Source organism: Halomonas sp. AOP27-A1-41, from assembly GCF_052378605.1.
In the GTDB taxonomy this organism is placed as follows: Bacteria; Pseudomonadota; Gammaproteobacteria; order Pseudomonadales; family Halomonadaceae; genus Vreelandella; species Vreelandella citrativorans.
In genome coordinates, this window is sequence record NZ_JBQSXT010000005.1 from 1 (window position 1) to 23,283 (window position 23,283).

The following is a 23,283-nucleotide window of genomic DNA, read 5'->3' on the forward strand; positions in this document are numbered from 1 at the left end:
TAACGAAGAACCCAGCCAATCGGCTGGGTTTTTTGTGTGCGCTAGAAAAGTGCGGGAGAGTATCTCCCAGCGAGAACTCCGGAACGCCAGCCGATGGCTGGGTTCTGTGTGAAAGAAAATCATAGGACGCTCAATACTTAATAAGACTTCCCTGTCTAATATTCAAAAATTGTCGATATCGTCAGTCAGGGCGACGCGGTTTCACATAGCGTTTGCATGCGCTCAATCGCTTGATGGGCGCCTTCAAGCTGAAATGTCATGTACCAGGGGGGCTGTTCGCCTCGATCAAACCCCAGGAAAAGTTGCTCGCCTTGTTCCATCTGATGCATTAGCGTCTGCATATCAGCAAGATAAAAGTGTACGTAAAAGCCGTTATCGCCTCGTTCGGTGATGAATTCTGCCATGGTATCGACCGCGGGCTGCTCATCAATACGCAGCCGGGTCGGCACCAGGTTGACGGTTTTACTTTCGCCTTGCTGCTCCTCCAGCGTGACACGCACTTCAAGCCAAGGTAAATCACACACGTTTTGGGTGGCATTCAGGCTGAGTGTCGCGTCGGAATAACTATGGGTTTCAACGGCGCGAAAGTGGTGCTCATTACCCAGCGTTAACGCCATTGATTGCCACTGACCGTGCGACTGTATGTCCTCCATATTAAAGTTCGCCGCCTGTGTTAACGGTGCAATAAGTAGAAGGGTGGCGCTTGCCAAGGCTGTTGAATAGGGTGTCATGTCAGCACATCAAGGTTGGGTAAGAAAAGCCCAGCGTTTATGACGGGTTTGCCCGCAGCAAAGGCGCCGGGTGCTTTCTATAAACCACTACCGCCCGTGGCAGCACGTGGTAATGGTAGTGGTAATGGCCACTAGGCAGAAAGTTCGAATAATGGCCTAACGTCGCCATTAAGATAACAGTCATCAAACTCGCCGACTGCCGCCAGTGCTTGAAGGTCAGGAATCGTAACGTTGTGACGATCACGAAATACCAGACCTTCTTCGCTCAGCAAGCTAAAAGTGCGGCTAACATGTACAGGGCTCTCTTCCAGGGACGCTAACAGGGCTTTATCTGCCGTGCTTAATGAGCAGTAGTGGCTGAAGTGGTGAAGAATGCAGCTTTGATCTTCGCTCACAGCTTGATCTCCATGAGTGTTGCCTAACAAATATCAAGTTATTTGGCGAATGACGATAAGCAATTAATCGCGCACTGCACTGCCCGATGACCTTGATACAGGGGCGAATCGGCTAAATTATGGCATAAAATCACGTTCAGGGTGGGCGCATGCCCACCCTGAAACGCCCGATTACGAAGCGGCGCGGTTGCCGCGTTCAAGTAGCGGAGAGAGAAAGCGTCCGGTATGTGAAACGTGCTGCTTGACGATCTGTTCCGGCGTGCCTTCGGCGATGATTTGCCCGCCGCCGGAACCGCCTTCCGGGCCCAGGTCGACAATCCAGTCAGCCGTCTTGATCACATCCAGGTTGTGCTCGATGACCACGATGGTATTGCCGTGGTCGCGCAAACGATGCAATACGGTCAGTAGCTGACGAATATCTTCAAAATGAAGCCCGGTTGTAGGTTCATCCAGGATATACAGCGTCTTGCCGGTGTCACGTTTGGCAAGCTCACGAGCAAGCTTGACCCGCTGCGCCTCGCCACCTGACAGTGTGGTGGCGCTCTGGCCCAAGCGGATGTAGGAAAGCCCTACATCCAGTAACGTTTGCAGGCGGCGCGCGATCGCCGGTACCGGGCTAAAGAACTCAAGCGCATCCTCAACCGTCATCTCCAACACTTCGTGGATCGTTTTACCCTTATAGTGGATATCCAGCGTCTCGCGGTTATAGCGCTTGCCTTTACAAACGTCGCAGGGAACGTAGATATCCGGCAAAAAGTGCATCTCGACCTTGATCATGCCTTCGCCCTGGCACGCCTCGCAGCGGCCACCCTTAACGTTGAAGCTAAAGCGGCCTGGCTTGTAGCCACGCGAGCGAGCTTCCTGGGTACCGGCAAACAGCTCACGGATAGGTGTGAAAATGCCGGTATAGGTGGCGGGGTTGGAGCGTGGTGTGCGGCCAATTGGGCTTTGATCAATATCGATCACTTTATCAAGCTGATCGAGCCCTTCGATTTTCTCGTAAGGCGCCGCCGTCAAGGTTGTTGCGCGATTAAGCTCCCGCGCGGCAATCGGCATTAGCGTGCCGTTGATCAGTGTGGATTTACCCGACCCGGATACGCCGGTAATTGCAATGAACAGCCCCAGTGGCAGGCTGAGCGTTACATCCTGCAGGTTATTGCCAGTGGCACCGCGTAGCACCAGCTGTTTTTCGGGGTTGCCGGGAATGCGGTAGGGCGGCACGCTGATCTCGCGGGTGCCGGTTAAGTACTGGCCGGTCAGCGAGTTGGGGTTGTCCATAACGTCCTGAGGCGTGCCCTGGGCGACAATCTCGCCACCGTGCACACCGGCGCCTGGGCCAATGTCCAATACGTGGTCAGCGGCGCGAATGGCATCTTCGTCATGCTCTACCACAATCACGGTGTTGCCCAAGTCGCGCAGGCGCTCCAGGGTTTTCAATAGCCGGTCGTTGTCACGCTGGTGCAAGCCAATGGAGGGTTCATCAAGAATGTACATGACGCCCACCAACCCCGCGCCAATCTGGCTTGCCAGGCGAATCCGCTGGGCTTCGCCGCCGGAAAGGGTGTCGGCGCTACGCTCAAGATTCAGGTAATCAAGCCCTACGTTTACCAGAAACTCCAGGCGGGCCTGGATCTCGTGAACAATTTTGTCGGCAATTTCGCCTTTGCGGCCAGGCAGCCTAAGCGTTGCAAAGTAGCGCTGCGCCTCGCCAATCGGTGTGCGCACTACGTCGGCGATATTACGGTCATCCACAAACACATGACGTGACTCTTTGCGCAGGCGCGTACCGTGACACGTGGCGCAGGGCTGCAGGGCGATGTACTTGGCCAAGTCTTCGCGCACCATGTTGGACTCGGTTTCCCGATAACGGCGCTGCATATTGGGCAGCACACCCTCAAAGGCATGCTCGCGAGTGACCTTGCGCCCCCGGTCGCCTACATAGGCAAAGGGAATCTGTTCATCACCGCTGCCGCTAAGAATGATGTCACGTTCGTGACGCGCCAAATCTTTCCAGGGCGTTTCCAGCTCAAACTGATAGTGCTTGGCGAGCGCTTGTAACTGAGTGAAATAATAAATATTGCGCCGATCCCAGCCTTTAATGACGCCTTCTGCTAACGAGAGCTCAGGATGGCTAATCAGCTTTTCAGGGTCGAAATACTGCTGTATGCCCAAACCATCACAGGTCGGGCAGGCACCCGCAGGGTTGTTGAACGAGAACATGCGAGGTTCAAGTTCTGACAGCGAATAGCCGCAGACCGGGCAGGCAAAGCGTGATGAAAACGCCATGTCTTCCTGCTCGCCGTCCATAAAATGAATCATGGCGGTGCCATCGGCGAGATTGATGGCCGTCTCAAAAGATTCTGCCAGGCGCTGGGCGATATCGTCGCGCACTTTGAAACGATCAACCACAACGCTGATATCGTGCTTTTTACGTTTATCCAGCGGTGCGATATCGTCAAGCTCCAGCACTTGGCCGTCGATTAACGCACGCACAAACCCTTGAGCGCGAAGCTCGGCAAGCAGCTGTAAGTGTTCTCCCTTGCGGCCTTTAACCACAGGTGCCAACAGCATTAGCTTGGTGCCTTCGGCCAGATTCATTACCTGGTCGACCATCTGTGAAATGGTTTGGGCTTCAAGCTCTTCGCCGTGTTCTGGGCAGCGTGGGGTGCCCGCACGGGCAAACAGCAAGCGCAGATAGTCGTATATTTCGGTGATGGTGCCCACGGTTGAGCGCGGGTTGTGAGAGGTGGATTTCTGCTCAATGGAGATTGCAGGCGAAAGTCCCGCGATGTGGTCCACATCGGGCTTCTCCATCATCGACAGGAACTGGCGCGCATAGGTAGAGAGTGACTCTACGTAGCGTCGCTGCCCTTCGGCATACAGCGTATCGAACGCCAGCGACGATTTTCCCGAACCGGATAGGCCGGTAATCACAATCAGCTTGTCGCGGGGCAGTTCCACATCGATCTGCTTGAGGTTGTGGGTGCGTGCACCCCTGACCAGAATGCTGTCCATCAACACCTCGACTCGCGCGGCAAAAAAGTAATTATACGTTTGCCACCCCCTCTCGGCAAAAACGCTTTGTTATCCGTTAACGCAGGACGGCGTTTCCAGCGTGGTTGCAAACCGCTAGAATGGGGGGTTCTCCGAGAAAATTACCTTATCCACCATACACAAGGGCATTATGCGCAAGGTTTCCGCACTGCTAATGGCCTCTGAGCGTCGTGCAATCAGCGGCTTGGCTGGGCTTTATGCGTCTCGTATGTTGGGGCTTTTCATGGTGTTGCCGGTGCTGGCGCTGTATGCCGACGCGCTTGAAGGGGCGACACCCTTGCTGGTGGGCTTTGCATTAGGTGTTTATGGGCTTACCCAGGCCATACTGCAAATCCCCTTTGGTTGGCTGTCAGACCGCATTGGGCGTAAACGGGTTATCGCCTTTGGGCTGCTTGTTTTCGCCATAGGCAGTGTGGTGGCCGCGATGGCCGACTCCATCGGTGGGGTTATTATTGGGCGAGCCTTGCAGGGTGGTGGCGCGGTAGCGGCGGCCATCATGGCACTGCTTGCCGACCAAACGCGCGAACAGGTGCGTACGGCGGCAATGGCAATCATCGGGCTGTCAATTGGCGTCTCGTTTGGTATTGCCATGGTCGTGGGCCCTTGGCTTGCCTCATGGGCGGGGCTTTCCGGCGTGTTCTGGTTTACCGCGCTGCTAACGCTTTTAGGGCTAGTCGTTCTGTGGCGCTGGGTGCCGCCCGCTCCTCGGCGGCTGCGCCACCGTGATGTGGGGATGGATCGTCAGCAGGTTAAAAGTGTGATTATGCGCCCTGACCTGTGGCGTCTGGACCTGTCGATTTTTACACTACATCTGGTGCTGATGGCTATTTTTGTCGCGGTGCCCTTTCGGTTGCAGGAAGCCGGCATACCGCTGGCGCATCACGGTTTGGCGTACCTGGGTATTATGGGGCTTTCATTTGTTGCCATGGTGCCGCTCATGATAGTGGCCGAGAAAAAGCAGCAGATTAAAGTCGTATGCCTGTTGGCTATTGGCGCCATTACGGTAAGCCTGGGCGGGCTTGGGTCGTCGTTCTCTCATGGGAACTGGCTGTTTGTTGGGCTGTTTATTTTCTTTACCGGTTTTAATCTGCTGGAAGCGACGCTGCCATCAATGCTCAGTAAGCTTGCTCCCGCTGGCGCTAAAGGCACCGCCATGGGCGTGTACTCTACAAGCCAGTTTTTAGGGGCTTTTCTGGGCGGTACGCTGGGAGGACTATTGGCGAATGTGTGGGGCCTTGATGCCGTTTTTATCGGCTGTGCGGCACTGGCTCTGCTATGGTGGCTTGCGATGTGGAAAATGCCCTCACCACCGCCGCTCTCCAGCGAGGTGGTGGACTTAAATGATGCGCTGCCAGATACGCTGGATGTATTGATGGAGCGGCTGGCAGAAGTTGTGGGCGTCGAAGATGTCATGCTGGTGCCCGAAGAACATCTGGTCTATTTAAAAGTGAATCGTCAGCAGCTTGATAGGGCGGCACTGGCCAGGCTGATTCCCCCCAAATCTTAATGCGGCTGGCTGCCAGCCGCAGGCAATAATCAGTGGTATCGGCAGTGTAGGCATGATCGCGTCGATGTTTATCTATACGTAACACAATGGAAGGAGCGCCTTATGGCTCGCGGTATCAACAAAGTGATTCTGATCGGTAACCTCGGGCAAGATCCTGAGGTGCGCTTTACGCCCAGCGGTACGGCAGTGGCCAACTTGAATCTGGCCACCTCTGATACGTGGATGGACCGCCAAAGCGGCCAGCGCCAGGAGCGTACTGAGTGGCACCGGATCGTGCTGTTTAATAAGACGGCTGAAATTGCCCAGCAGTATTTGAAAAAAGGCTCCAAGGTCTATATCGAAGGGCGCTTGCAAACCCGTAAATGGCAGGATCAAAACGGCCAGGATCGTTACAGCACTGAAATCGTTGCCAACGATATGCAGATGCTGGATGGCCGTTCCGGTGACTTCCAGGGTGGCGGTGCACCGCAGAATAATTACCCTGGCAACCAGGGCGGTATGGCTCAAGGCGCAGCGCCTCAAGGGGGATATCCCCAGCAAGGTGGTGCTCCACAGGGCAATAACTTTGGCGGCCAAGGGTATGGCAATAACAACCCGGGCAACCTGGGGCAGGGCAATCCTCAGCAGGGTGGTCAGCAGGCTCCTCGCCCCCAACCTGCGCCCCAGCAGGCCCAGCCCGCTCGCCAGGGAAATGCTGCCCCTCAGCAAGGCCAACAGAACAGCAACTATGGCGCGCCTGATCCGGGCAGCTTTGACGATTTCGACGACGAAATCCCGTTCTAAAGCGGCTGATCAAGCCATTACGCTATGTTCGTTGATAGAAGGGGTCTGTCTTGAAACTGCTAATACTGAATTCCGGGCACTGCTTAAGTTTGGCACTGGCCCGGGAAGTAAACCGTCGTGCGGATATGGAGCTGGTGATTGAGCAGGACACCACCATAACGGCGGCGCAGTTACACGAGATTGCCCCGGATGCGGTGGTTGTTCCAGCGTTGGCACAGCCGCTGAACATGACACCCGCCGAGGTAGGCGCACATGCCGACGCGGTTGACCGCTGCCTGGAGGCATGTCTTGCGCAGTCGGTGCCGCTGGTGTGGTGTGTTTCAGACCAGCTCTATGAGGATGGTTTTGATGAGCCTATCGACGAGCACGTAGTACCGACTCCGCGTGATGAGTGCTTGCGGCGCCTGGTTGCCACGGGGGACCGTATTCGGGCAGAGCACCATCACCATCTGATCATTCGTCTGGGGCCCTTGTTTGCGCTTGAAGGTAGCCACGCCTGGTTGAATGAAATGCTGGATAGCCTGGTGACAGGGCAAAGTGTGCGGGCCGCAGAGGATGTCGTGTGTTGCCCAACGTCAGCCGATGCGGTCGCTATGGCACTGGTAGGCATGCTTCAGCAGCAGGCGTGTGGCGCCAACGCGTGGGGAGCCTACCATTTGGCAGGCACTGAACCTGTCAGTGTGTTTACGTTTAGCTCCATGGTGCGTACTCAGTTGGCAACGCATCTGGAAGGCCGTGGTGAGCAAATTGAGCTTGGCGAAGTCACGGCCCTTAATCATCATCACGATGCAAAACTGCGGCGTGTTTTAAATTGTCGCCGGGTACTGGATGTCTTTGGCGTGCATCAAAAGCCGTGGCGGCTAGAGGTGGGGCGTATGCTGGATGCCTGGTGTTTAACGCGTGATGGCCAGCAAGACGCTAGTACAGGAGAGTCCGTTTGACCAATGTGGTTCGTAGCCTGGTGTTTTATGCCGGGTACTTTCTTGCCATGCTGATTATTGGCGTGCTGTTTCTACCCATCGCCCCTTTTTTACCGTTGGCAGGCCGTTACCGGCTGTTGAACCTGTATAACCACTTTTTAGTGGCCTGGTTTCAACTAGCCTGTGGGGTTCGCTACGATATTCAGGGGCGCGAGCGTATTCCGGATGGGCCTTGTGTGATTCAGGCGAACCATCAGTGCGAGTGGGAAACGGTTTTTCTTCAAGTCATGAAACCGCCGGTATGCACGGTGCTTAAGCAGGAGCTTCTGCATATCCCGATTTTTGGCTGGGGATTGCGCCTGCTAAAACCGATTAGCCTGGACCGCTCCAAGCCCGCGCGTGCCTTGAAACAGGTGCTGACGCAAGGTGTGGAGCGGCTAGGAACGGGTCTTTCAGTGCTGATTTTCCCGGAAGGAACGCGAGTCGACCCCGGTGTGCGTAAGCGCTATAACAAGAGCGGCAGCGTGGTGGCTTGCCGCGCGGGTGTGCCGGTGCTACCGATTGCACATAACGCAGGCGAACGTTGGCCTGGGCGCCACTGGGTGAAGCAGCCTGGGGTGCTGCGGGTACGCATTGGTCCGCCAATTGAGACCGAAGGGCGCACACCTGATGAGGTGCTGGCCGACGTTGAAGCCTGGATAGAGGCGCAGTTGCAGGAGATTTCAGAGGTGCCGCGCCCATCGACTAGCCAAAGACCTTGAGGGCGGGTAGCTCGGCATGAATAGCGACAAACGCTAACAGCAAAAACGGCGCCTTGATAAGGCGCCGTTTTATTACTGCAACAACTCGTCAGCCATTAAGGCATTGCTCAGCCGTTATAGCGCTGGAAGACCAGGCAGGCATTAGTGCCGCCAAAACCAAAACTATTCGACAGGATGCGTTCAAGCGCCACATCGTCACGCCGTGTTGTCACAATATCAAAGCCGTCTGCCTGCTCGTCGAGGTGTTCAACATTGGCAGAGGCGGCAACAAAGTTGTGTTGCATCATCAGCAGTGAGTAGATGGCTTCCTGAACACCGGTAGCGCCCAGAGAGTGGCCCGTCAGCGACTTGGTTGAGCTCATCGCAGGCGTGGAGTTGCCAAACACGGCACGTACCGCTTTTAGCTCAGCTACATCGCCAACAGGCGTTGAGGTGCCGTGAGTATTGATGTAGTCAATATCGCCTTCCACGGTCGCCATTGCCTGATGCATGCAGCGCACCGCGCCTTCGCCGGAAGGAGCGACCATGTCATGGCCGTCAGAGGTGGCGCCATAGCCTACCAGCTCGCCATATATTTTAGCGCCGCGGGCCTTGGCATGCTCCAGCTCTTCTAATACCAGCATGCCGCCGCCGCCAGCGATAACAAAGCCATCGCGCGCTTGGTCGTAGGGGCGCGAGGCTTTTTCAGGCGTATCGTTGTAATGGGTAGAGAGCGCTCCCATGGCATCAAACAGGCACGAGAGGGTCCAGTGCTCCTCTTCACCGCCGCCGGCAAAAACCACGTCCTGCTTGCCGAGCTGAATCTGCTCCATCGCGCTGCCGATACAGTGTGCCGAGGTGGCACAGGCAGATGAGATTGAGTAGTTTACGCCTTTGATTTTAAACGGAGTTGCTAAACAGGCTGAGACCGTGCTGCCCATTGTGCGGGTAACGCGGTAAGGGCCAACGCGGCGCAAGCCTTTCTCACGCATGGCGTCAGCCGCTTCGACCTGATTAGCACTAGAAGCGCCGCCGGAGCCTGCAATAAGGCCGGTACGTTCGTTGGAAACCTGTTCTTCGGAAAGCCCTGAGTCTTCAATGGCCTGAGCCATGGATACATAGGCATACGCTGCAGCATCGCCCATAAAGCGGCGCAGTTTACGGTCGATAAGGGTATCCAGATCGATATCGACACTGCCCGCGACATGGCTACGAAAGCCACGTTCAGCGTACTCTTCCTTAAAACGAATACCGCTGCGCCCGTTTTGGAGAGCGTCCAAGACCTGTTGCTGGTCGTTGCCTAAGCACGACACAATGCCAAGGCCGGTGACTACCACTCGTCGCATGGGAGCCTCCTGTTAGAAATTCGCAGTAGAGGTGAATAGGCCAACGCGTAAATCATTAGCCTGGTATATATCGCGTTCGTCGACGGAAACGGTGCCGTCAGCAATGCCCAAAATAAGTCGACGGGTAATAATACGCTTTATATTAATGCGGTAAGTTACTTTTTTCGCATCTGGCATGATCTGGCCACTGAATTTTACCTCGCCACAGCCAAGTGCGCGTCCGCGCCCCGGGTGACCCAGCCAACCCAGGTAGAAACCCACTAACTGCCACATGGCATCGAGACCCAGGCAGCCGGGCATCACCGGATCACCTGGAAAGTGGCAGTCAAAAAACCACAGGTCAGGAGAGATATCCAGCTCGGCGATCAGCTCGCCTTTGCCGTGCTCACCGCCTTCTTCATGAATGTGTGCGATACGGTCGAGCATTAACATGTTGGGAGCCGGAAGCTGCGCGTTACCGGGTCCAAATAGCTCGCCGCGTGAGCAGGCCAGCAGTTCTTCGCGATCAAAGGAATGTTGCTTGGTCACTGAATCGTTCCGAGTTTCAAAATGATTGTTGGCCGCGTGCGGCACCTATAGCTGAGGTGTAGCACCGGAGCATAGCACGGAAATGCAGTGTCGAGACACGGCCCGCAAGGTCTAGCTAGTCTACTTCCCGAAACAGACGAATGCACGTAAGTCACTACCTATCGCGTACATCGAACGTTTTTTTATTAAGTAATAGAGGTTTTAAGGTAAGCTTTTACGCCCCGTCGGCATCAGTAAGTTGGCCTGGATAAACGGCTTATTAACGTTATATGCGTTATTCAAGCCTTTGCTCCAGGACAGGTATGCTGCTAGAAAATTATGTTTATTTAATTAGTGTTAGTTTTTAGTGACAGGATATAGCGAACCGCCATGTGGCTACCAATTTCTCTTAATCGACCGTTGGTTTGGGCTGCCGGTCGATAACATCAAGCTGGATCGTGCGTTTATCCGAGAGCTGCCCAATAGCAAAGCGGACGTCGCTATCGTCAAGGCGGTGCTCGCGATGGCCGAAGGTATGGGGCTTGACGTCGTCGCCGAAGGGGTCGAAACCCTGGAACAGCGCTGGGAACCGCCACTCCTTGCAGCGGCCGCGGTCTAGCCGTCTGGCGATTTGGAAAGGGCTTTAAAGGCATCTAACGCCCGCTGACGAGCTGCCTTATGCTCAACGATGGGCTCAGGGTAATCCAATTGGGTAAGCATATCGTGCGGCGGCGCATGACGTGCCTTGGCCGGCAATGTGCCAAGCTCAGGGAGCCAGCGAGCAATAAACTCCCCGTCTGGGTCAAAGCGTTTGGATTGGGTGGTAGGGTTAAAGATTCGAAAATAAGGTGCTGAGTCGGTGCCTGTTGACGCCGCCCATTGCCAGCCACCGTTATTAGCGCAAAACTCACCGTCTACCAGGTGGCGCATAAAAAACGCCTCGCCGCGTCGCCAATCGATCAGCAAATGCTTGCTCAAAAACATCGCTGTCACCATGCGTAGTCGGTTATGCATCCACCCCGTGGCGACCAACTGGCGCATCGCGGCATCCACCAGCGGGTAGCCTGTGCGCCCTTCGCTCCAGGCGTTAAAACCTGTGTCATCATCGCGCCAGGCAAGCTGTTGGGTATGCTTCTGGAACGGATGATGGCGGCATACCTCAGGAAAGCCTACCGCAACGTGCTGATAAAACTCGCGCCAGATAAGCTCGTTGACCCATGTGGTAAGCTCGGCATCGCCATCGGCCAAGTGTCCGCTGTTCTCGCTCATCACCGCTTGCATGCACTGGCGGTGCGATATCATCCCCAGTGCGAGGTAGGGTGAAAGCTCGCTGGTGCCGCATACACTTGGAATGTCGCGTTGCTGGCGGTAGTGGCGGCCACGAAAACGTAAAAACCGTGCCAGGTAATCGCCTGCTATTTCCGCTCCAGCAGGCCATTGTTGATGATCGATCGGTGTGTCATCGAGCCTGGGGAGACCTGGTAATGTATCGCTTTTAATCGGTAAACGCTGTTGAGGTTCTGGCGTATCGCGTAAAGCCAGCTGTTCAGCACTGATCTGCTTATGCCACGCCTTGGAAAAAGGCGTAAAAACACCGTAATAGTCGCCTTTGCCGGTTAGCAGCGTGCCGGGCGCGAACGCCACGCTGTCATGATATCCATGAGCGGTAATACCGGCTTCTTTAAAGGCGCCCAATACCGCGTTATCGCGCTGCTGTTCGTTTAACGGGTATTGGTAGTTAAAGTGCAGCTGTTTAACCGAATGCTCGCGGGCAATGTCGAGGAGCGCCTTGGGCGCCTCTCGATAGTGCCCGATGTCGCGGTGCAAGAGAGGAATGTTAAGCCCGTTAAGGGCATCTTTAACGGCCGCTACACCGCGCGCCCAAAAGTCGATCTTGTTAACACCATGATCGTGGGATTGCCACTGGGCCACGCTGCGAAGAAAGACGGCAATCACCGGGCCTTTAGTCGCTGCAGCAGCCAAGGCTGTGTTGTCATGAATGCGCAGATCGCTACGTAGCCAAACTAATTGAACGTCCATGTTGCCTCCGGCGCGGTGAAAAACTATTTCAAAAACCATCTCCGTGCGGCCATTCATCTAACGACATTTAAAGTCCATCGCTGGCACGAGGGGTTAAATGGTCTATAAAACGCCAGACTCACGTAGCAGTGGGCGCAGGCGTGCAATGGCTTGGGGGAGCTCATCACCTAGCGTATGCACGGGGCTATCACGCAGCTCGCTATCACGCAGCCGGGCGACTTCACCGCAGATACCCAGTGGAACGCTAAGCGCCTCGGCTGCATTGGGTAGTACCGTATGAATATAGCTATCGCTTTCTCGCTGGCCGCTCGTTAGCAGCACCATTGAGGCATGTAGCCGAGTCACCGCTTGGGGCAATGCTTCAAGAGGCAGCGTGTGATCAAACATCTGTATACGGTAACCCTGCTCGCTGGCCATTAAGGCGACGATCAATACCCATAGAGGACCTTGATCGTCGGGCATGGCAGCCAGCAGCAGTAAAGGCCCACGCGTGGCCTGGTTCGCGTAATGAAGGCGTGTGCCCACTTGACTACGTAAAAAGGCTTCAAGTGTTCGTCGTGCCAAAATGTCTGGCTGAATCGTCCACTTGGCTTCCAGTGCCAGGATGACCGGCTGCCAGAGCTCGCTTACTGCTGTGCTTAGCGGGTACAGGGCCAGGCTCTGATAATAAAGCGTCTCAAGCCTGGGTAAGTCGAGCGCTTCTATTGCCACCTGCAGTTGCTGACGCTGGCTAATCCAATCGCCGGCGTTGGGCGCGGGGGCTTCTACCGTTTCTGGCTGGTCAAGCAGGTCAACGACTTGGCTAACGGGAACACCACGGTTGAGCCACTGCAAAATACGTTCAATGCGGGTGATATCATCCTGGGCGTATAAGCGATGCCCTTTAGGTGTACGTTTAGGGCGAATCAAACCGTAGCGACGCTCCCAGGCGCGCAGGGTGACCGAATTCACACCCGTTAAACGGGAGACTTCCCGGATCGGATAGAGCGGGGTGTCGGGCGGGTGGGTCGCCTTGATGCTCATGGGCGCCTGTGCCTCTTGGTTGTCTGAAGCCGCAGGATACAAAAGGCTATTTGCGTTCTCTGGGGCAGAAATGATTCACAATCCATGTTGTGTCGTTTGAATAAACATAAGAAATAACGCGCTATCGTAGCTCTCTTTGTACAACTTGTCGCTATCAGGTACAACCTTTGTCTGTACAGGAGGTCTTGGTGAAACGTCACGTCGGGACTAAGTGCATGATGTTACTGGACTGGCTGACTTGTTATGCTTCTATAGCCAAGGGTTATATTGCTATCAACTTCTACATAGATACTACCAAAGCTATCCTTGGGAATGTTTAGGTGCGGTTAGTGTATAGGTAGTGTACTTAACGCTACATTAGTGAGTAGTAAGCCAACCTGAGTGTTTGCCGTGCTGGGAATGGCCTGCTATGCCTGGGGAAGAAGCAAGCGCGTGGCTAGCGCGTATTTGCGCGGCGTCACAACAGGAGCAACACCATGCGTATATTAGTCACCGGAGGCAGCGGTTTTGTCGGAAAACGCCTTTGCGAAAAGCTGCAAGGCCAAGGACATGCCGTACAAGTGGTATCAAGAGACCCGCAGAAAGCGCGTAAGCGGTTGCCTCGCGAGTGCGATATTCGCGCCAGCGTGCTTGATTTTTTAGCGGCACCGCCCGAGGCAATCGTTAACTTGGCCGGTGAGCCGATTGCTGCTAAACGGTGGAGTGACGCGCAAAAAGAGACGCTTATTCAGTCACGCACCCATATGACTCACCAGCTCGTTACGCTATGTGAAGAGCTCCAGGCCAGTGGGCAGCCCGTGCCCAAGGTGATGGTAAGTGGCTCGGCCATGGGGTACTACGGTGATCAGGGTCAGCGCGTTGTTACCGAAGACACCGCCGCGCACGATGAATTTGCCCACCGGCTATGCGTTAAGTGGGAGGCGGCTGCAAAGCCTGTTGAAGCGCTCGGCGTACGTTTGGCGCTTCTACGAACGGGGCTGGTGCTGGATGCAGGAGGTGGAGCACTTCAGAAAATGCTGCCGCCGTTTAAGCTGGGGCTAGGCGGACGTTTTGGCAGCGGTGAGCAGTATATGCCCTGGATTCATCGCGAGGATCTGGTGGACGCGATTGTGTTCCTGCTGGAAAAAGAGGACCTTAATGGCGCCTTTAACGGCAGTGCACCGCATCCCGCCACTAATGCCGAATTTTCCAAAACGCTAGCCAAACGGCTTAACCGCCCGGCCATACTCCCCGTGCCTGCCTTTGTGTTAAAAGCAGGCTTGGGGGAAATGTCTCGGCTGCTGCTAACCGGGGCTGACATGCGCCCGGCGCGCCTTATCGAGGCGGGGTTTGAGTTTCAGTACCCGACACTCGATAAGGCGCTGGCAGAGATATTAAGGCGAGCTTGAGCGCTTAGCCGTTGGGGTCAACGGTAATCACGACCCGAACGGAGTCCAGCCGCAGGCGAGTATTTTCTATCGCCTCGCTCAGCGCCTGGCGCTCCTGCTTCAGGGCATCCAGCTCTTCAGCGCGTACCGAGGGGTTATGCTCGGCTAGTGCTGTTAGGCGGGCAAGCTCAGCATCCAGTTGGGCGCGCATGCGCGTTTCAGCGGCCTCTACAATACTGGGCAGCTCACGTTCTGCCTCGCCTTCACCCTGAATAAGCAGCTCACGTAACTGATCGTGGCGGCTTTTAATTAAATCCCGCGCTAGCGATTTATTGACCTTTTGCAGGTTTTTGCCAAGCCCTGTGAACGAGATTTTGCTGGTCAGGTTGGCACCTGATTCATCCAGCAGAACGCGTACGGCGGTGGGCGGCAAGAAGCGGTTAAGGTGCAGTGACGTCGGCGCCGGGCAGTGGGTGCGGAAGACAAGCTCCGCCATTAGCCGCCCACTGGGGATGGCCGTGTGACGCAGCAGCGCCAGGGCCGTGTTGCCCATGGTGCCGTCCAGAATGCGCTCCATCATTTCGCGCAGCAGCGGATGCTCCCACGAAAGGCGTTGAACATCATCCCGCGCAAGCGCTTGGGAACGGCTATAGGTCGCAGTAAAGCCCTCTTCGCCTTTCACCAGGCCGGGCAATCCGTCCAGCATATGCTGGCTGGGCTGCAAGTGAAGAAGTCCTTTGCCGATCTCCTGGCTGTCCACGCCAAATACGTCCAGCGCGCGCTCTACATAACGTGGGAGTGCGGTATCTTCATCCAACTCACGTACAGCGCTAATCACTTCTTGGGCGCGTGCTGGCCGACAGGCGTTAAGTTCCAGCAGGCGGTTGCGCCCGGCATCGCGTTCGGCCAGCTTGGCGGTAAACATTTCCCGTGTTTCAACGATGATTTCGTCCAGCGTTTCATCGTCGAGAAGCGCATCGGCAAGTGCATCGCCAAAGGCCTCGTACAGGTCGCTACCGATGCCGTGGGGCGCGCTGAACGCGTCCATGCCTTCGTTATACCAGCGCAGCAGGCGCTCGCCGGGGCTGCCGATAAAGCTGGGCACGTGTAGCTCAATGGCGTGCTTCTGGCCGATACGGTCCAGACGGCCAATGCGCTGCTCCAGTTGGTCAGGATGCTGGGGCATATCGAACATGACCAGGTGGCGGCAGAACTGGAAGTTGCGCCCCTCTGAGCCAATTTCCGAGCAAACGAGGACTTGTACGCCTTCTTCTTCATCGGCAAACGCGGCGGCGGCGCGGTCACGCTCAACCAGCGAAAGCCCTTCATGGAAGACCGGCGCCTGATAGCCGCCCAGCACGCGCAGCCCTTCGGCCAGCCCCTCGGCGGTTTCACGATGGTGGGCAATGACCAGTACTTTGTCGTTGGCAAAGCCTGTTTCGCTATCGTCGCTGAGCTTATCCAGCAGCCAGTTAACCCGTGGGTCGATATGCCACCAGGCTTCACCGTTGAGCGGGTCGTTGCTGAGCTCACGGTACATGGCATCCGGATAGATCAAGACATCCGGATGATCCATGCCGGTTTCGATCAGCAGCTCGTCCAGGTAGTCGTCATCACGCTCCAGGCGGCGCAGCACGCGGCGATACGCGGAGGGTAGCTCAAGCGAGGAGAGGTGCAGGCGACGCTCGGGAAAGCCGCCAACATGACGGCGGCTATTGCGGAACATCACCCGCCCCGTGCCATGGCGGTCAAGCAAGGCGTCACGCAGTTGATGGCGGGCCGCATCGTGCTGCTCTGTTCTGGCTTCCGCGTTACACAGCGTTGCCAGCAGCGCCTGGCTGTCGCGGTCGTCGGCGACGGCATCTATTCGGGCACGGGCATCCGGCGTGGCAGGCAGTTCATCTAAAGCGTCAATGGCGCTGGCGACAGCGGTGTAGTGGCGCTCTTCGTCTTTGAAGCGCTCCAGGTCGTGATAGCGTTCGGCGTCCAGCAGACGTAGGCGGGCAAAGTGGCTTTCAATACCCATTTGCTCAGGTGTGGCCGTTAACAGCAGCAGGCCAGGAATTTCAGCAGCGAGCTGCTCAACACATTGATAACCTGGGTCGCTACCCTCGGCGCTCCAGTCTAGGTGGTGAGCTTCATCGACAATCAGCAGGTCAAAACGGCTGGCCAGCGCCTGGTCCTGGCGATGAATGTTGGCAAACAGCCAGCCCTGGCTTGCCAGCACTAGCTGGGCGCTCTCAAACGGGTTGGCGCTGCCATGGGCCTGGCTTTGATGCTCATCAAGCAGGCTGACATTCAGCGAGAAGCGGCGCAGAAGCTCCACCAGCCACTGGTGGGTCAGGCTGTCGGGCACCAATATAAGCGCCCGCTCAATACGGCCGGTCAGCAGCAGGCGGTGCAGAATCAGCCCGGCTTCAATGGTTTTCCCCAGGCCTACTTCATCCGCCAGAAGCACGCGCGGTGCATGACGGCGAGCAACTTCGTCGGCGATATACAGCTGGTGCGGAATCAAATCGATGCGCGGCCCGGCAAAGCCCAGGGCGTTGTGCTGCTCAATGCGCTGGTGATGGTGCAGCGTCCGAAAGCGCAGATCAAACCAGTCGTTGCGGTCTACCTGGCCTGTCAGCAGGCGATCACGTGCCTGATCAAACTGCATGGTGTCAGCCAGCTTGGCTTCGGGAAGTTCGCGCGGCGTGCCTTCGCTGTCCTCACCGATATAGGTAATCAGGCCGTGAGACTCTTTGCTGTCATCAACGATCATCTGCCAGCCATCGGCCGACAGTACCCGATCGCCGCTGCCGAACATCACGCGGGTCAACGGCGCCTGGCGCGTGTTATAGGTTCGGGTTTCCTGGCTGGCACTGAACAAGATGGTAACGCTACGGAAGTCGCAGTTAAGCACGGTGCCAAGCCCAAGCTCGGCTTCGCCGTCGCTAATCCAGCGCTGGCCGGGTGAAAAATCGCTCATGATGCCTCGGGGAAGTCTACAAAAACGGGTCATACGCTGCCGAGGGCACGCCATCAGCAGCGGTAGGGCGGGGGATTCTAACGCAAAGGCGCCGGGGGATTAAGGTGTATCGGCGTCAATCTTCCAACCAGTGTTCAAGATGGGCACGGGTAAGCTCGCCAACGTGGATATCCAGGGTAGTGCCCTGGCCATCAAAAAGCACCGTAGTGGGTAGCCCGGGCGCTTCAAACAGGGCCATCAGCGTTTGGCCTGGGTCGCGCAGTGCATGGGTAAAATCCAACCCTTCTGCGTCCAAATAACGCACGATAGGCAACAAATCTTCCCCCTGGTTAACGACCGCGACGCTTACGCCTTCGCGCTGGGCAGCCTCTTCGAGTAATGGCATTTCGCGTCGGCAGGGTGGGCACCAGGTGGCCCAAAGGTTAACAATCACCCGGTCGCTGCCGTCTGCTAGGTCGGGCAGGTACACGTCGGCGCCGTCTACGTTTTCCAAGCGGATCTCGGGTAATTGGCTGACGGCAGATGCGCTACCCAAGGGCGACAGGGATACCAGCATAAGCCATAGACCCGAGGCGCAGAGCAGAATGACGGTGCCCCCGAGTAACGCTGAAAGCCGCTTGCGAAGCGTCCAGGCGGTCCATAGCAAGCCGGTCAATAATCCGCCGATGCCGTGGTACCCCGGTTGCCAGACTTTAAGTGCATCAAGCGGATTGGCACTATAGCTCTCCAGGTGAAGCGTAATGTGCGCGATACGCGCCCCGACTAACCAGGCAAGGATTAGCCCGGTGAACCAGCGATTTAACAGTGGCGGTGGTAAGCGCAGTAAGTAACGCGCCGACAGTAACACCAGCAGCGCACAGCCGATGGCGTATAACCTGGGTAATGAAATCAATAGCGGCCCAAGGGCAATGGCATTCATGGTCTTTCCGATAAGCAGGTACACTACGAGACCATACCACGTGAGCTGAAAATTACGGAGACTGACTATGTCACAACCCGCCTTTGACGTGCTGCGCGCGCTGGCTATTGGTTCTCAGGCGTTGGGCCTGATCGTTATCATCACGCTGGAGACGCTATTGGAAAGTGCGGCACGGCCCTGGCAAGGACTCACCTTGGGCTTCATGTTAGCAGCGGCGCTAAGTATTGCACTGGTGCGCGTGTACCGCCGGAATCGACAGCGTAAACAACAAGACCAGCGGGCGGGTAATAGCCGCCATGAGTAAAGGATGCAGGCGGTGGCTGGGTTGGCTAATGCTGTGCGTACTGCTCTTACAGATGGTGGTGCTTTAACGCCTGTAACGCTGGTTATAGATGCAGCGCGTCGTCGATAAACATCAAAGCAGCGTTAGAAAGCGTTGCTTGTGTTTTTAACGTTGTGGTTCCAGATTAGAGGAAGTTTCTGCGCGCTAGCGCAGGACGGGTTATCTCACTGGGAGCGACAAATAATATGATCAATAAGCGCGCATTAGCCACTGCCGTTGCGGCCTCTGCATTTGCCATAACGGGGGTGGCCCAGGCAGAAGTGAAAATTGGCTTCCTTGGTGGTTTTACCGGGGGAATTGAAAGTCTTACGCCGCCTATCTTTGAAGGGGCAAAGCTTGCCGTCCAGCAGGTTAACGACCAGGGCGGCATTCTGGATGGCCAAACGTTGGTAATGCCTTCGGGCGATACCACCTGCGCCGATGCCTCGGCAGCCTCGAACGCGGCTGACCGCATGGTCAACTCTGAGCAGGTCACCGCGATTGTGGGGGCACTTTGCACGGGGGCGACGATTGCCGCAGCCAATAACGCGGCGATCCCGGGTGGGGTGGTGATGGTCTCGCCTGCCTCGACGGCGCCTGCGGTCTCTGAGCTGGATGACAACGATTTGGTCTTCCGTACGGTGCCTTCTGACGCGTTCCAGGGCGAGATCCTGGCCAAGCTGCTGCTTGATAAAGGTATCGACTACGTGGCGGTGACCTATGTCAATAACGACTACGGGCGCGGGCTTTCTGATGCGTTCAGCGTAGCGTTTGAAGCCGGTGGCGGCGAGATTGCCGAAAACCTTGCCCATGAAGATAACCGCGCTGATTACCGTTCTGAATTGGGCTCGCTCTCTGTTGGTGGCGCCGATACGCTGGTGGTGCTGGCCTATGCCGACACTTCTGGTCAAACCGTGCTTCGCCAGGCGTATGAAAGCGGCATGTTTACCCAGTATGTGGGCGCTGACGGTATGGTCGGCGATAGCCTGGTCGAGGCGATTGGTGCAGACGTGCTGGACGGCATGATTGCCACGCGGCCAGGCAGCCCGGACCTGCCCGGTACGCCTATTTTCAACGAGGCCGCTGAAGCCGCAGGCTTTGACCCCAGCGCGGTGTTTGCCGCCCAAGCGTATGATGCCGCTTTCTTGCTGGCGCTGGCCATTGAGCAAAACGGCAGCGCCGAGCGCGAAGGGCTTTCCGAGGCGCTGCGCAGTGTTTCCAGTGCGCCGGGCGAAGTGATTCTACCGGGTGAGTGGGAGAAGGCCGTCGAGCTAATCGCAGCGGGCACCGAGATCAATTACGAAGGTGCCTCAGGCGCCCACGATTTTGATGAATACGGTGATGTGCCTGGCGTTGTCGTAGAAATGGTGATTGAAGATGGCCAATTTACCAGCAAAGGGCAGGTAGATTTATAAGCGTGTTAGCGAGGCCGTTTGATCAGAATCGATAAGTCGTTTAAGCCCCGGTGTTTTGCACCGGGGCTTTTTCGTAGGCAGGTTTTTAAGAAGGTCCTTGAGATAGTCCTTGAGACTGACCTTGAAACAGCCCTTTGGACCGTTCGCCATCAACCGTGATGGGTGATTTTTTCGGGCAGCAATCCTTTGGGTGCAAAGCGCAGCACCAGCGTTATCAACATGCCGATTACCAACACCCGTGCCTGCAGGGCGCGGCTATCCATATTGTTCGGTGCATCCCAGCCAAACGTGCTTTCACCTACGCTGACGATCAACTGCATCAAAAAGAGCGCCAACGGCTCCGACATAATCCAGATAATATACACCGCGACGGCACCGAAAATAGTGCCCAGGTTATTACCCGGCCCGCCCAGTATCACCATCACCAACACCAAAAATGTGTGGTTAAGCGGCAGATAGCCTTGAGGATCAAACAGGCTGTTAAACGTCCCCAGTATGCCACCGCCAAGGCCCATCAAAATGCACCCCAGTACAAAGATCTCCAGGCGGCGCTTGTTGATGTCCTTGCCCATGGCGGCCGCCGAGACTTCGTTATCGCGTATCGCTCGAATCATGCGCCCCCAAGGCGCGTGATAGGCCCGGTGAAGTAGAAAGAAAATCACCGCAATCACCACGGCCGTGATCGACAGATACAACGCCCTTGAGAGCGTAAAGCCAAGCTCTGCCGGTCCGGGCGTTGGCCAGGGGAGCGGTGATACCGTGGCGGTGCCGCGTGTCAGCCAATCGGAGTTTTTCAAAAATGCTTTAATAATTTCCGCAATGCCCAGTGTGGCAATCGCCAGGTAGTCGCTGCGAAGCCCTAAGCAGATATGCCCAATCAGGTAGCCTACGCCGCCTGCCAAGGCGCCACCTACGATCCAGCCGGTCCAGGCAGGCAGGCCAAAACCGCCCACAAACCCTGCCTGTGCTTGAATTTGGCTGGTCACGTCGCGCAGCAGGCTAATCACCACCAGATACAGCACAACCGCGAGCACCACGGCAATCAAGGTACGCAGCTTTTTGGGAACGCCCAGCCGGTCAAGCCGGGTGGCACCTACCACCACCAGTGTGGCTGTCAGGCCATAGAGCAGCACACGGCCCAGCTCGCCTGGCAGTTCGGTGCCCCAAAAGGCATCGTTGACGGGCACGCTAAACAGCATGGCGCAGAAACCGCCCAGCGCCACAAAGCCCATCACCCCGGCATTGAATTGCCCGGCATAGCCCCACTGAATGGTCAGGCCCAGGGCAATAATGGCGTAACAGGCTGCCTCAACCAGCATGCGCGTACTGTAGGCGGCGCCCATTAAGCCATAAACCGCCAAAATGGCGATGAGGAGCGTGCCAAACAGCACTACTTCGCGGACAGGAAAGCGCCGTTCAGGTGTCGCGTCTTTAGGTGTATAAGCGGGGTTGCGGGTGTTGCTTGAATCGCTCATTAGATCACCTTGCCTTTAAAGAGGCCGGTAGGACGCCACACCAGAATGGCCACCAGAATGAAAAACGGCACCACAATTTTGTACTCGGTACCCACAAACGCCAGGTTAGAGGGAAGTTCCAGCCAGGCAGGGAAGCTGTCCTGGAAGGGGCGCAGCAGCACGTTCCAGTTAAACACGGCCAGGGTTTCAGCAAAACCGACCACAAAACCGCCAGCAATCGCCCCGTAAGGGTGGCCGACCCCACCGACAATGGCGGCGGCGAAGATAGGCAGCAGCAGGAAAAAGCTTAAATCGGGCTTGAACGTCACATCCAGGGCAAGCAGGGTGCCGGCAATCGCCGCCAGGCTGCCTGCAATGACCCAAGTGACGGCCACAATCGTATTGGTATTGATACCCGAGGCTTGGGCAAGCTCCGGGTTATCCGACATTGCGCGCATCGCTTTACCCAGCCGCGAGCGGTTTAAAAACAGATGCAGGGCAACGACGGCCACCAGGGTAATGACAAACAGGTAGATTTGCGGCTCGGTGATCACAATCGGCGCGCGCACTCCTTCAAACGGCACGGCGATGCGGAAAATTTCCTTGCGATCATCCACGTACAAACTCTGGCCGCCGGTGCCTGCAAACAGGCGAATAAGCCCCTGAAGCATCAGCGTGACGCCAAGAGAGCCAATGACCAACACGATGGGTTTAACGCCATGCGCGCGCAGTGGCTTGTAAAATACCTTATCGATGCTTACCGCCAGTAGCGCCGTCAGCAGCATGGCAACAGGTAGCATCAAAAGTGCGGTAGGGATGCCCATGCTGGCGCCTGCGGCAGGAAATAGCGTGGTCAGCAAAAGCACCATAAAGGCACCAAAGGTCATCATGTCGGCATGCGCGAAGTGGGCAAAGCGCATGATGCTAAAAATCAGCGTTACGCCAATCGCGCCAATCGCGTAAATCGAGCCGGTAACACTACCGGCGATCACCACGTTATTAATAAAAAAGATCAGTTCGTTCATCATATTCCCTCGGGCTAGCCGCCCAAAAAGCTCTTGGCCACGTCTGGGTCGGCAAGCAGGGCTGCCCCGGTGTCAGTAAAGCGGTTTTGGCCGGCAGCCAGGACAAAGCCCTTGTCGGCAATGGCAAGCGCCTGCCTGGCGTTCTGCTCGACCATTAAAATGCCTACGCCTGCCGCATTGATCTGCTTAACCCGGTCGAAAATCTCGTTCATGTAGAGGGGCGAAAGCCCGGCCGTGGGCTCATCAAGCAGCAGCAGGCTTGGCTCTGCCATCAGGGCGCGGCCCATGGCGACCATCTGACGCTGGCCGCCTGATAGCTCACCGGCGGGCTGATGGCGCTTCTCTACCAATGGCGGGAAAAATGCGTATACCTGCTCCAGCATGCGCTTGACGTTGTGGGGCTTGAGATAGGCGCCCATCTCCAGGTTTTCCTTAACGGTAAGGGTTGGGAAAACGTTTTTCTCCTGGGGGACAAAGCCCATTCCGCGCTCAACAAGTTTATTGGAGGCCAGGTTATGAATGGGCTCGCCGTTGAGCAGAATGTCGCCCTGACTAACGTTTAACAGTCCAAATACGGCTTTGAGCATGGTCGACTTGCCAGCGCCGTTGGGCCCGACAATAACGCCCACTTCATGGGCATAAAGTGACATGTTCACCCCGTTAAGGATGTTCATGGCGCCATAACCACCGTGCACATTGCGTGCCTCAAGCAGTGGCGTCGTTGATGTTGTTAATGACATGGCAAAAGTATCTCGCTGCATCGC

The 23,283-nt window shown here is 56.3% G+C and carries 20 protein-coding genes; 8 read left to right on the top strand and 12 right to left on the bottom strand.

What is annotated here, in order from left to right; all coding sequences use genetic code 11:
- Positions 1-185: 185 nt before the first annotated feature.
- The 3 genes from ACT3TC_RS04960 to uvrA form a co-directional block, all read right to left on the bottom strand.
- Positions 186-731, bottom strand: coding sequence for a hypothetical protein (locus tag ACT3TC_RS04960; protein WP_444639363.1), 546 nt, complete (start codon positions 729-731; stop codon positions 186-188).
- A gap of 131 nt (positions 732-862) precedes the next feature.
- Positions 863-1,126 (bottom strand): helix-turn-helix domain-containing protein, encoded by a 264-nt coding sequence (locus ACT3TC_RS04965; RefSeq protein WP_444639364.1) that lies wholly within the window; start codon positions 1,124-1,126, stop codon positions 863-865.
- Positions 1,127-1,297: 171 nt separating this feature from the next.
- The gene (gene uvrA / locus ACT3TC_RS04970; protein ID WP_444639365.1) at positions 1,298-4,141 is read right to left on the bottom strand and encodes an excinuclease ABC subunit UvrA; all 2,844 of its coding nucleotides are present in this window, start codon (positions 4,139-4,141) and stop codon (positions 1,298-1,300) included.
- Positions 4,142-4,310: 169 nt separating this feature from the next.
- Between uvrA and ACT3TC_RS04975 the strand changes: the two genes are divergently transcribed.
- The 4 genes from ACT3TC_RS04975 (at position 4,311) to ACT3TC_RS04990 (ending at position 8,151) form a co-directional block, all read left to right on the top strand.
- Positions 4,311-5,687, top strand: coding sequence for an MFS transporter (locus ACT3TC_RS04975; protein ID WP_444639366.1), 1,377 nt, complete (start codon positions 4,311-4,313; stop codon positions 5,685-5,687).
- Between the two features lie 102 nt (positions 5,688-5,789).
- A complete protein-coding gene (locus tag ACT3TC_RS04980; protein WP_444639367.1) occupies positions 5,790-6,470 on the top strand; it encodes a single-stranded DNA-binding protein in 681 nt (226 codons plus the stop codon).
- Between the two features lie 50 nt (positions 6,471-6,520).
- A complete protein-coding gene (locus tag ACT3TC_RS04985) occupies positions 6,521-7,411 on the top strand; it encodes a sugar nucleotide-binding protein (RefSeq protein ID WP_444639368.1) in 891 nt (296 codons plus the stop codon).
- Positions 7,408-8,151: a lysophospholipid acyltransferase family protein gene (locus ACT3TC_RS04990; protein ID WP_172117742.1), complete on the top strand. Its 744-nt coding sequence runs from the start codon at positions 7,408-7,410 to the stop codon at positions 8,149-8,151. Before ACT3TC_RS04985 ends, ACT3TC_RS04990 begins: the two co-directional genes overlap by 4 nt.
- A gap of 107 nt (positions 8,152-8,258) precedes the next feature.
- On the opposite strand, the gene fabB is transcribed toward ACT3TC_RS04990, so the two are convergent.
- Positions 8,259-9,476, bottom strand: coding sequence for a beta-ketoacyl-ACP synthase I (gene fabB, locus ACT3TC_RS04995; RefSeq protein ID WP_444631146.1), 1,218 nt, complete (start codon positions 9,474-9,476; stop codon positions 8,259-8,261).
- A 12-nt stretch (positions 9,477-9,488) separates the two neighbouring features.
- Positions 9,489-10,004: a 3-hydroxyacyl-[acyl-carrier-protein] dehydratase FabA gene (gene fabA, locus ACT3TC_RS05000; RefSeq protein ID WP_444639369.1), complete on the bottom strand. Its 516-nt coding sequence runs from the start codon at positions 10,002-10,004 to the stop codon at positions 9,489-9,491.
- Between the two features lie 346 nt (positions 10,005-10,350).
- On the opposite strand from fabA, the gene ACT3TC_RS05005 reads away from it, so the two are divergent.
- Positions 10,351-10,602 (top strand): EAL domain-containing protein, encoded by a 252-nt coding sequence (locus ACT3TC_RS05005; RefSeq protein ID WP_444639370.1) that lies wholly within the window; start codon positions 10,351-10,353, stop codon positions 10,600-10,602.
- Here ACT3TC_RS05005 and phrB read toward each other — a convergent pair.
- Both phrB and ACT3TC_RS05015 read right to left on the bottom strand, forming a co-directional pair.
- On the bottom strand, positions 10,599-12,023 hold the full coding sequence (gene phrB / locus ACT3TC_RS05010) for a deoxyribodipyrimidine photo-lyase (protein WP_444639371.1): 1,425 nt from the start codon (positions 12,021-12,023) through the stop codon (positions 10,599-10,601). The two genes, ACT3TC_RS05005 and phrB, sit on opposite strands and share 4 nt — an antisense overlap.
- 102 nt (positions 12,024-12,125) lie before the next feature.
- A complete protein-coding gene (locus tag ACT3TC_RS05015; RefSeq protein ID WP_444621337.1) occupies positions 12,126-13,046 on the bottom strand; it encodes a MerR family transcriptional regulator in 921 nt (306 codons plus the stop codon).
- A 476-nt stretch (positions 13,047-13,522) separates the two neighbouring features.
- On the opposite strand from ACT3TC_RS05015, the gene ACT3TC_RS05020 reads away from it, so the two are divergent.
- Positions 13,523-14,434, top strand: coding sequence for a TIGR01777 family oxidoreductase (locus ACT3TC_RS05020; protein WP_444621338.1), 912 nt, complete (start codon positions 13,523-13,525; stop codon positions 14,432-14,434).
- 4 nt (positions 14,435-14,438) lie between these two features.
- Here ACT3TC_RS05020 and rapA read toward each other — a convergent pair whose 3' ends face one another.
- Together rapA and ACT3TC_RS05030 are read right to left on the bottom strand one after the other, a co-directional pair.
- Positions 14,439-17,384 (bottom strand): RNA polymerase-associated protein RapA, encoded by a 2,946-nt coding sequence (rapA, locus tag ACT3TC_RS05025; protein WP_444639372.1) that lies wholly within the window; start codon positions 17,382-17,384, stop codon positions 14,439-14,441.
- 115 nt (positions 17,385-17,499) lie between these two features.
- Complete coding sequence (locus tag ACT3TC_RS05030) at positions 17,500-18,303, bottom strand: prolipoprotein diacylglyceryl transferase family protein (RefSeq protein WP_444639373.1); 804 nt, start codon at positions 18,301-18,303, stop codon at positions 17,500-17,502.
- Positions 18,304-18,370: 67 nt separating this feature from the next.
- Here ACT3TC_RS05030 and ACT3TC_RS05035 point away from each other — a divergent pair, with 67 nt between their 5' ends.
- A complete protein-coding gene (locus ACT3TC_RS05035; RefSeq protein ID WP_444639374.1) occupies positions 18,371-18,607 on the top strand; it encodes a hypothetical protein in 237 nt (78 codons plus the stop codon).
- Positions 18,608-18,831: 224 nt separating this feature from the next.
- Positions 18,832-20,040, top strand: coding sequence for an ABC transporter substrate-binding protein (locus tag ACT3TC_RS05040; protein ID WP_444639375.1), 1,209 nt, complete (start codon positions 18,832-18,834; stop codon positions 20,038-20,040).
- Positions 20,041-20,189: 149 nt separating this feature from the next.
- On the opposite strand, the gene ACT3TC_RS05045 is transcribed toward ACT3TC_RS05040, so the two are convergent.
- Genes ACT3TC_RS05045 through ACT3TC_RS05055 form a run of 3 tightly spaced genes read right to left on the bottom strand, consistent with a single transcriptional unit; the run spans position 20,190 to position 23,259 of the window.
- Positions 20,190-21,515, bottom strand: a complete 1,326-nt coding sequence (locus tag ACT3TC_RS05045; protein WP_444639376.1) for a branched-chain amino acid ABC transporter permease — start codon at positions 21,513-21,515, stop codon at positions 20,190-20,192.
- Positions 21,515-22,519: a branched-chain amino acid ABC transporter permease gene (locus ACT3TC_RS05050; protein WP_444639377.1), complete on the bottom strand. Its 1,005-nt coding sequence runs from the start codon at positions 22,517-22,519 to the stop codon at positions 21,515-21,517. Before ACT3TC_RS05050 ends, ACT3TC_RS05045 begins: the two co-directional genes overlap by 1 nt.
- A 14-nt stretch (positions 22,520-22,533) precedes the next feature.
- Positions 22,534-23,259, bottom strand: coding sequence for an ABC transporter ATP-binding protein (locus tag ACT3TC_RS05055; protein ID WP_444639379.1), 726 nt, complete (start codon positions 23,257-23,259; stop codon positions 22,534-22,536).
- Positions 23,260-23,283 lie beyond the last annotated feature (24 nt).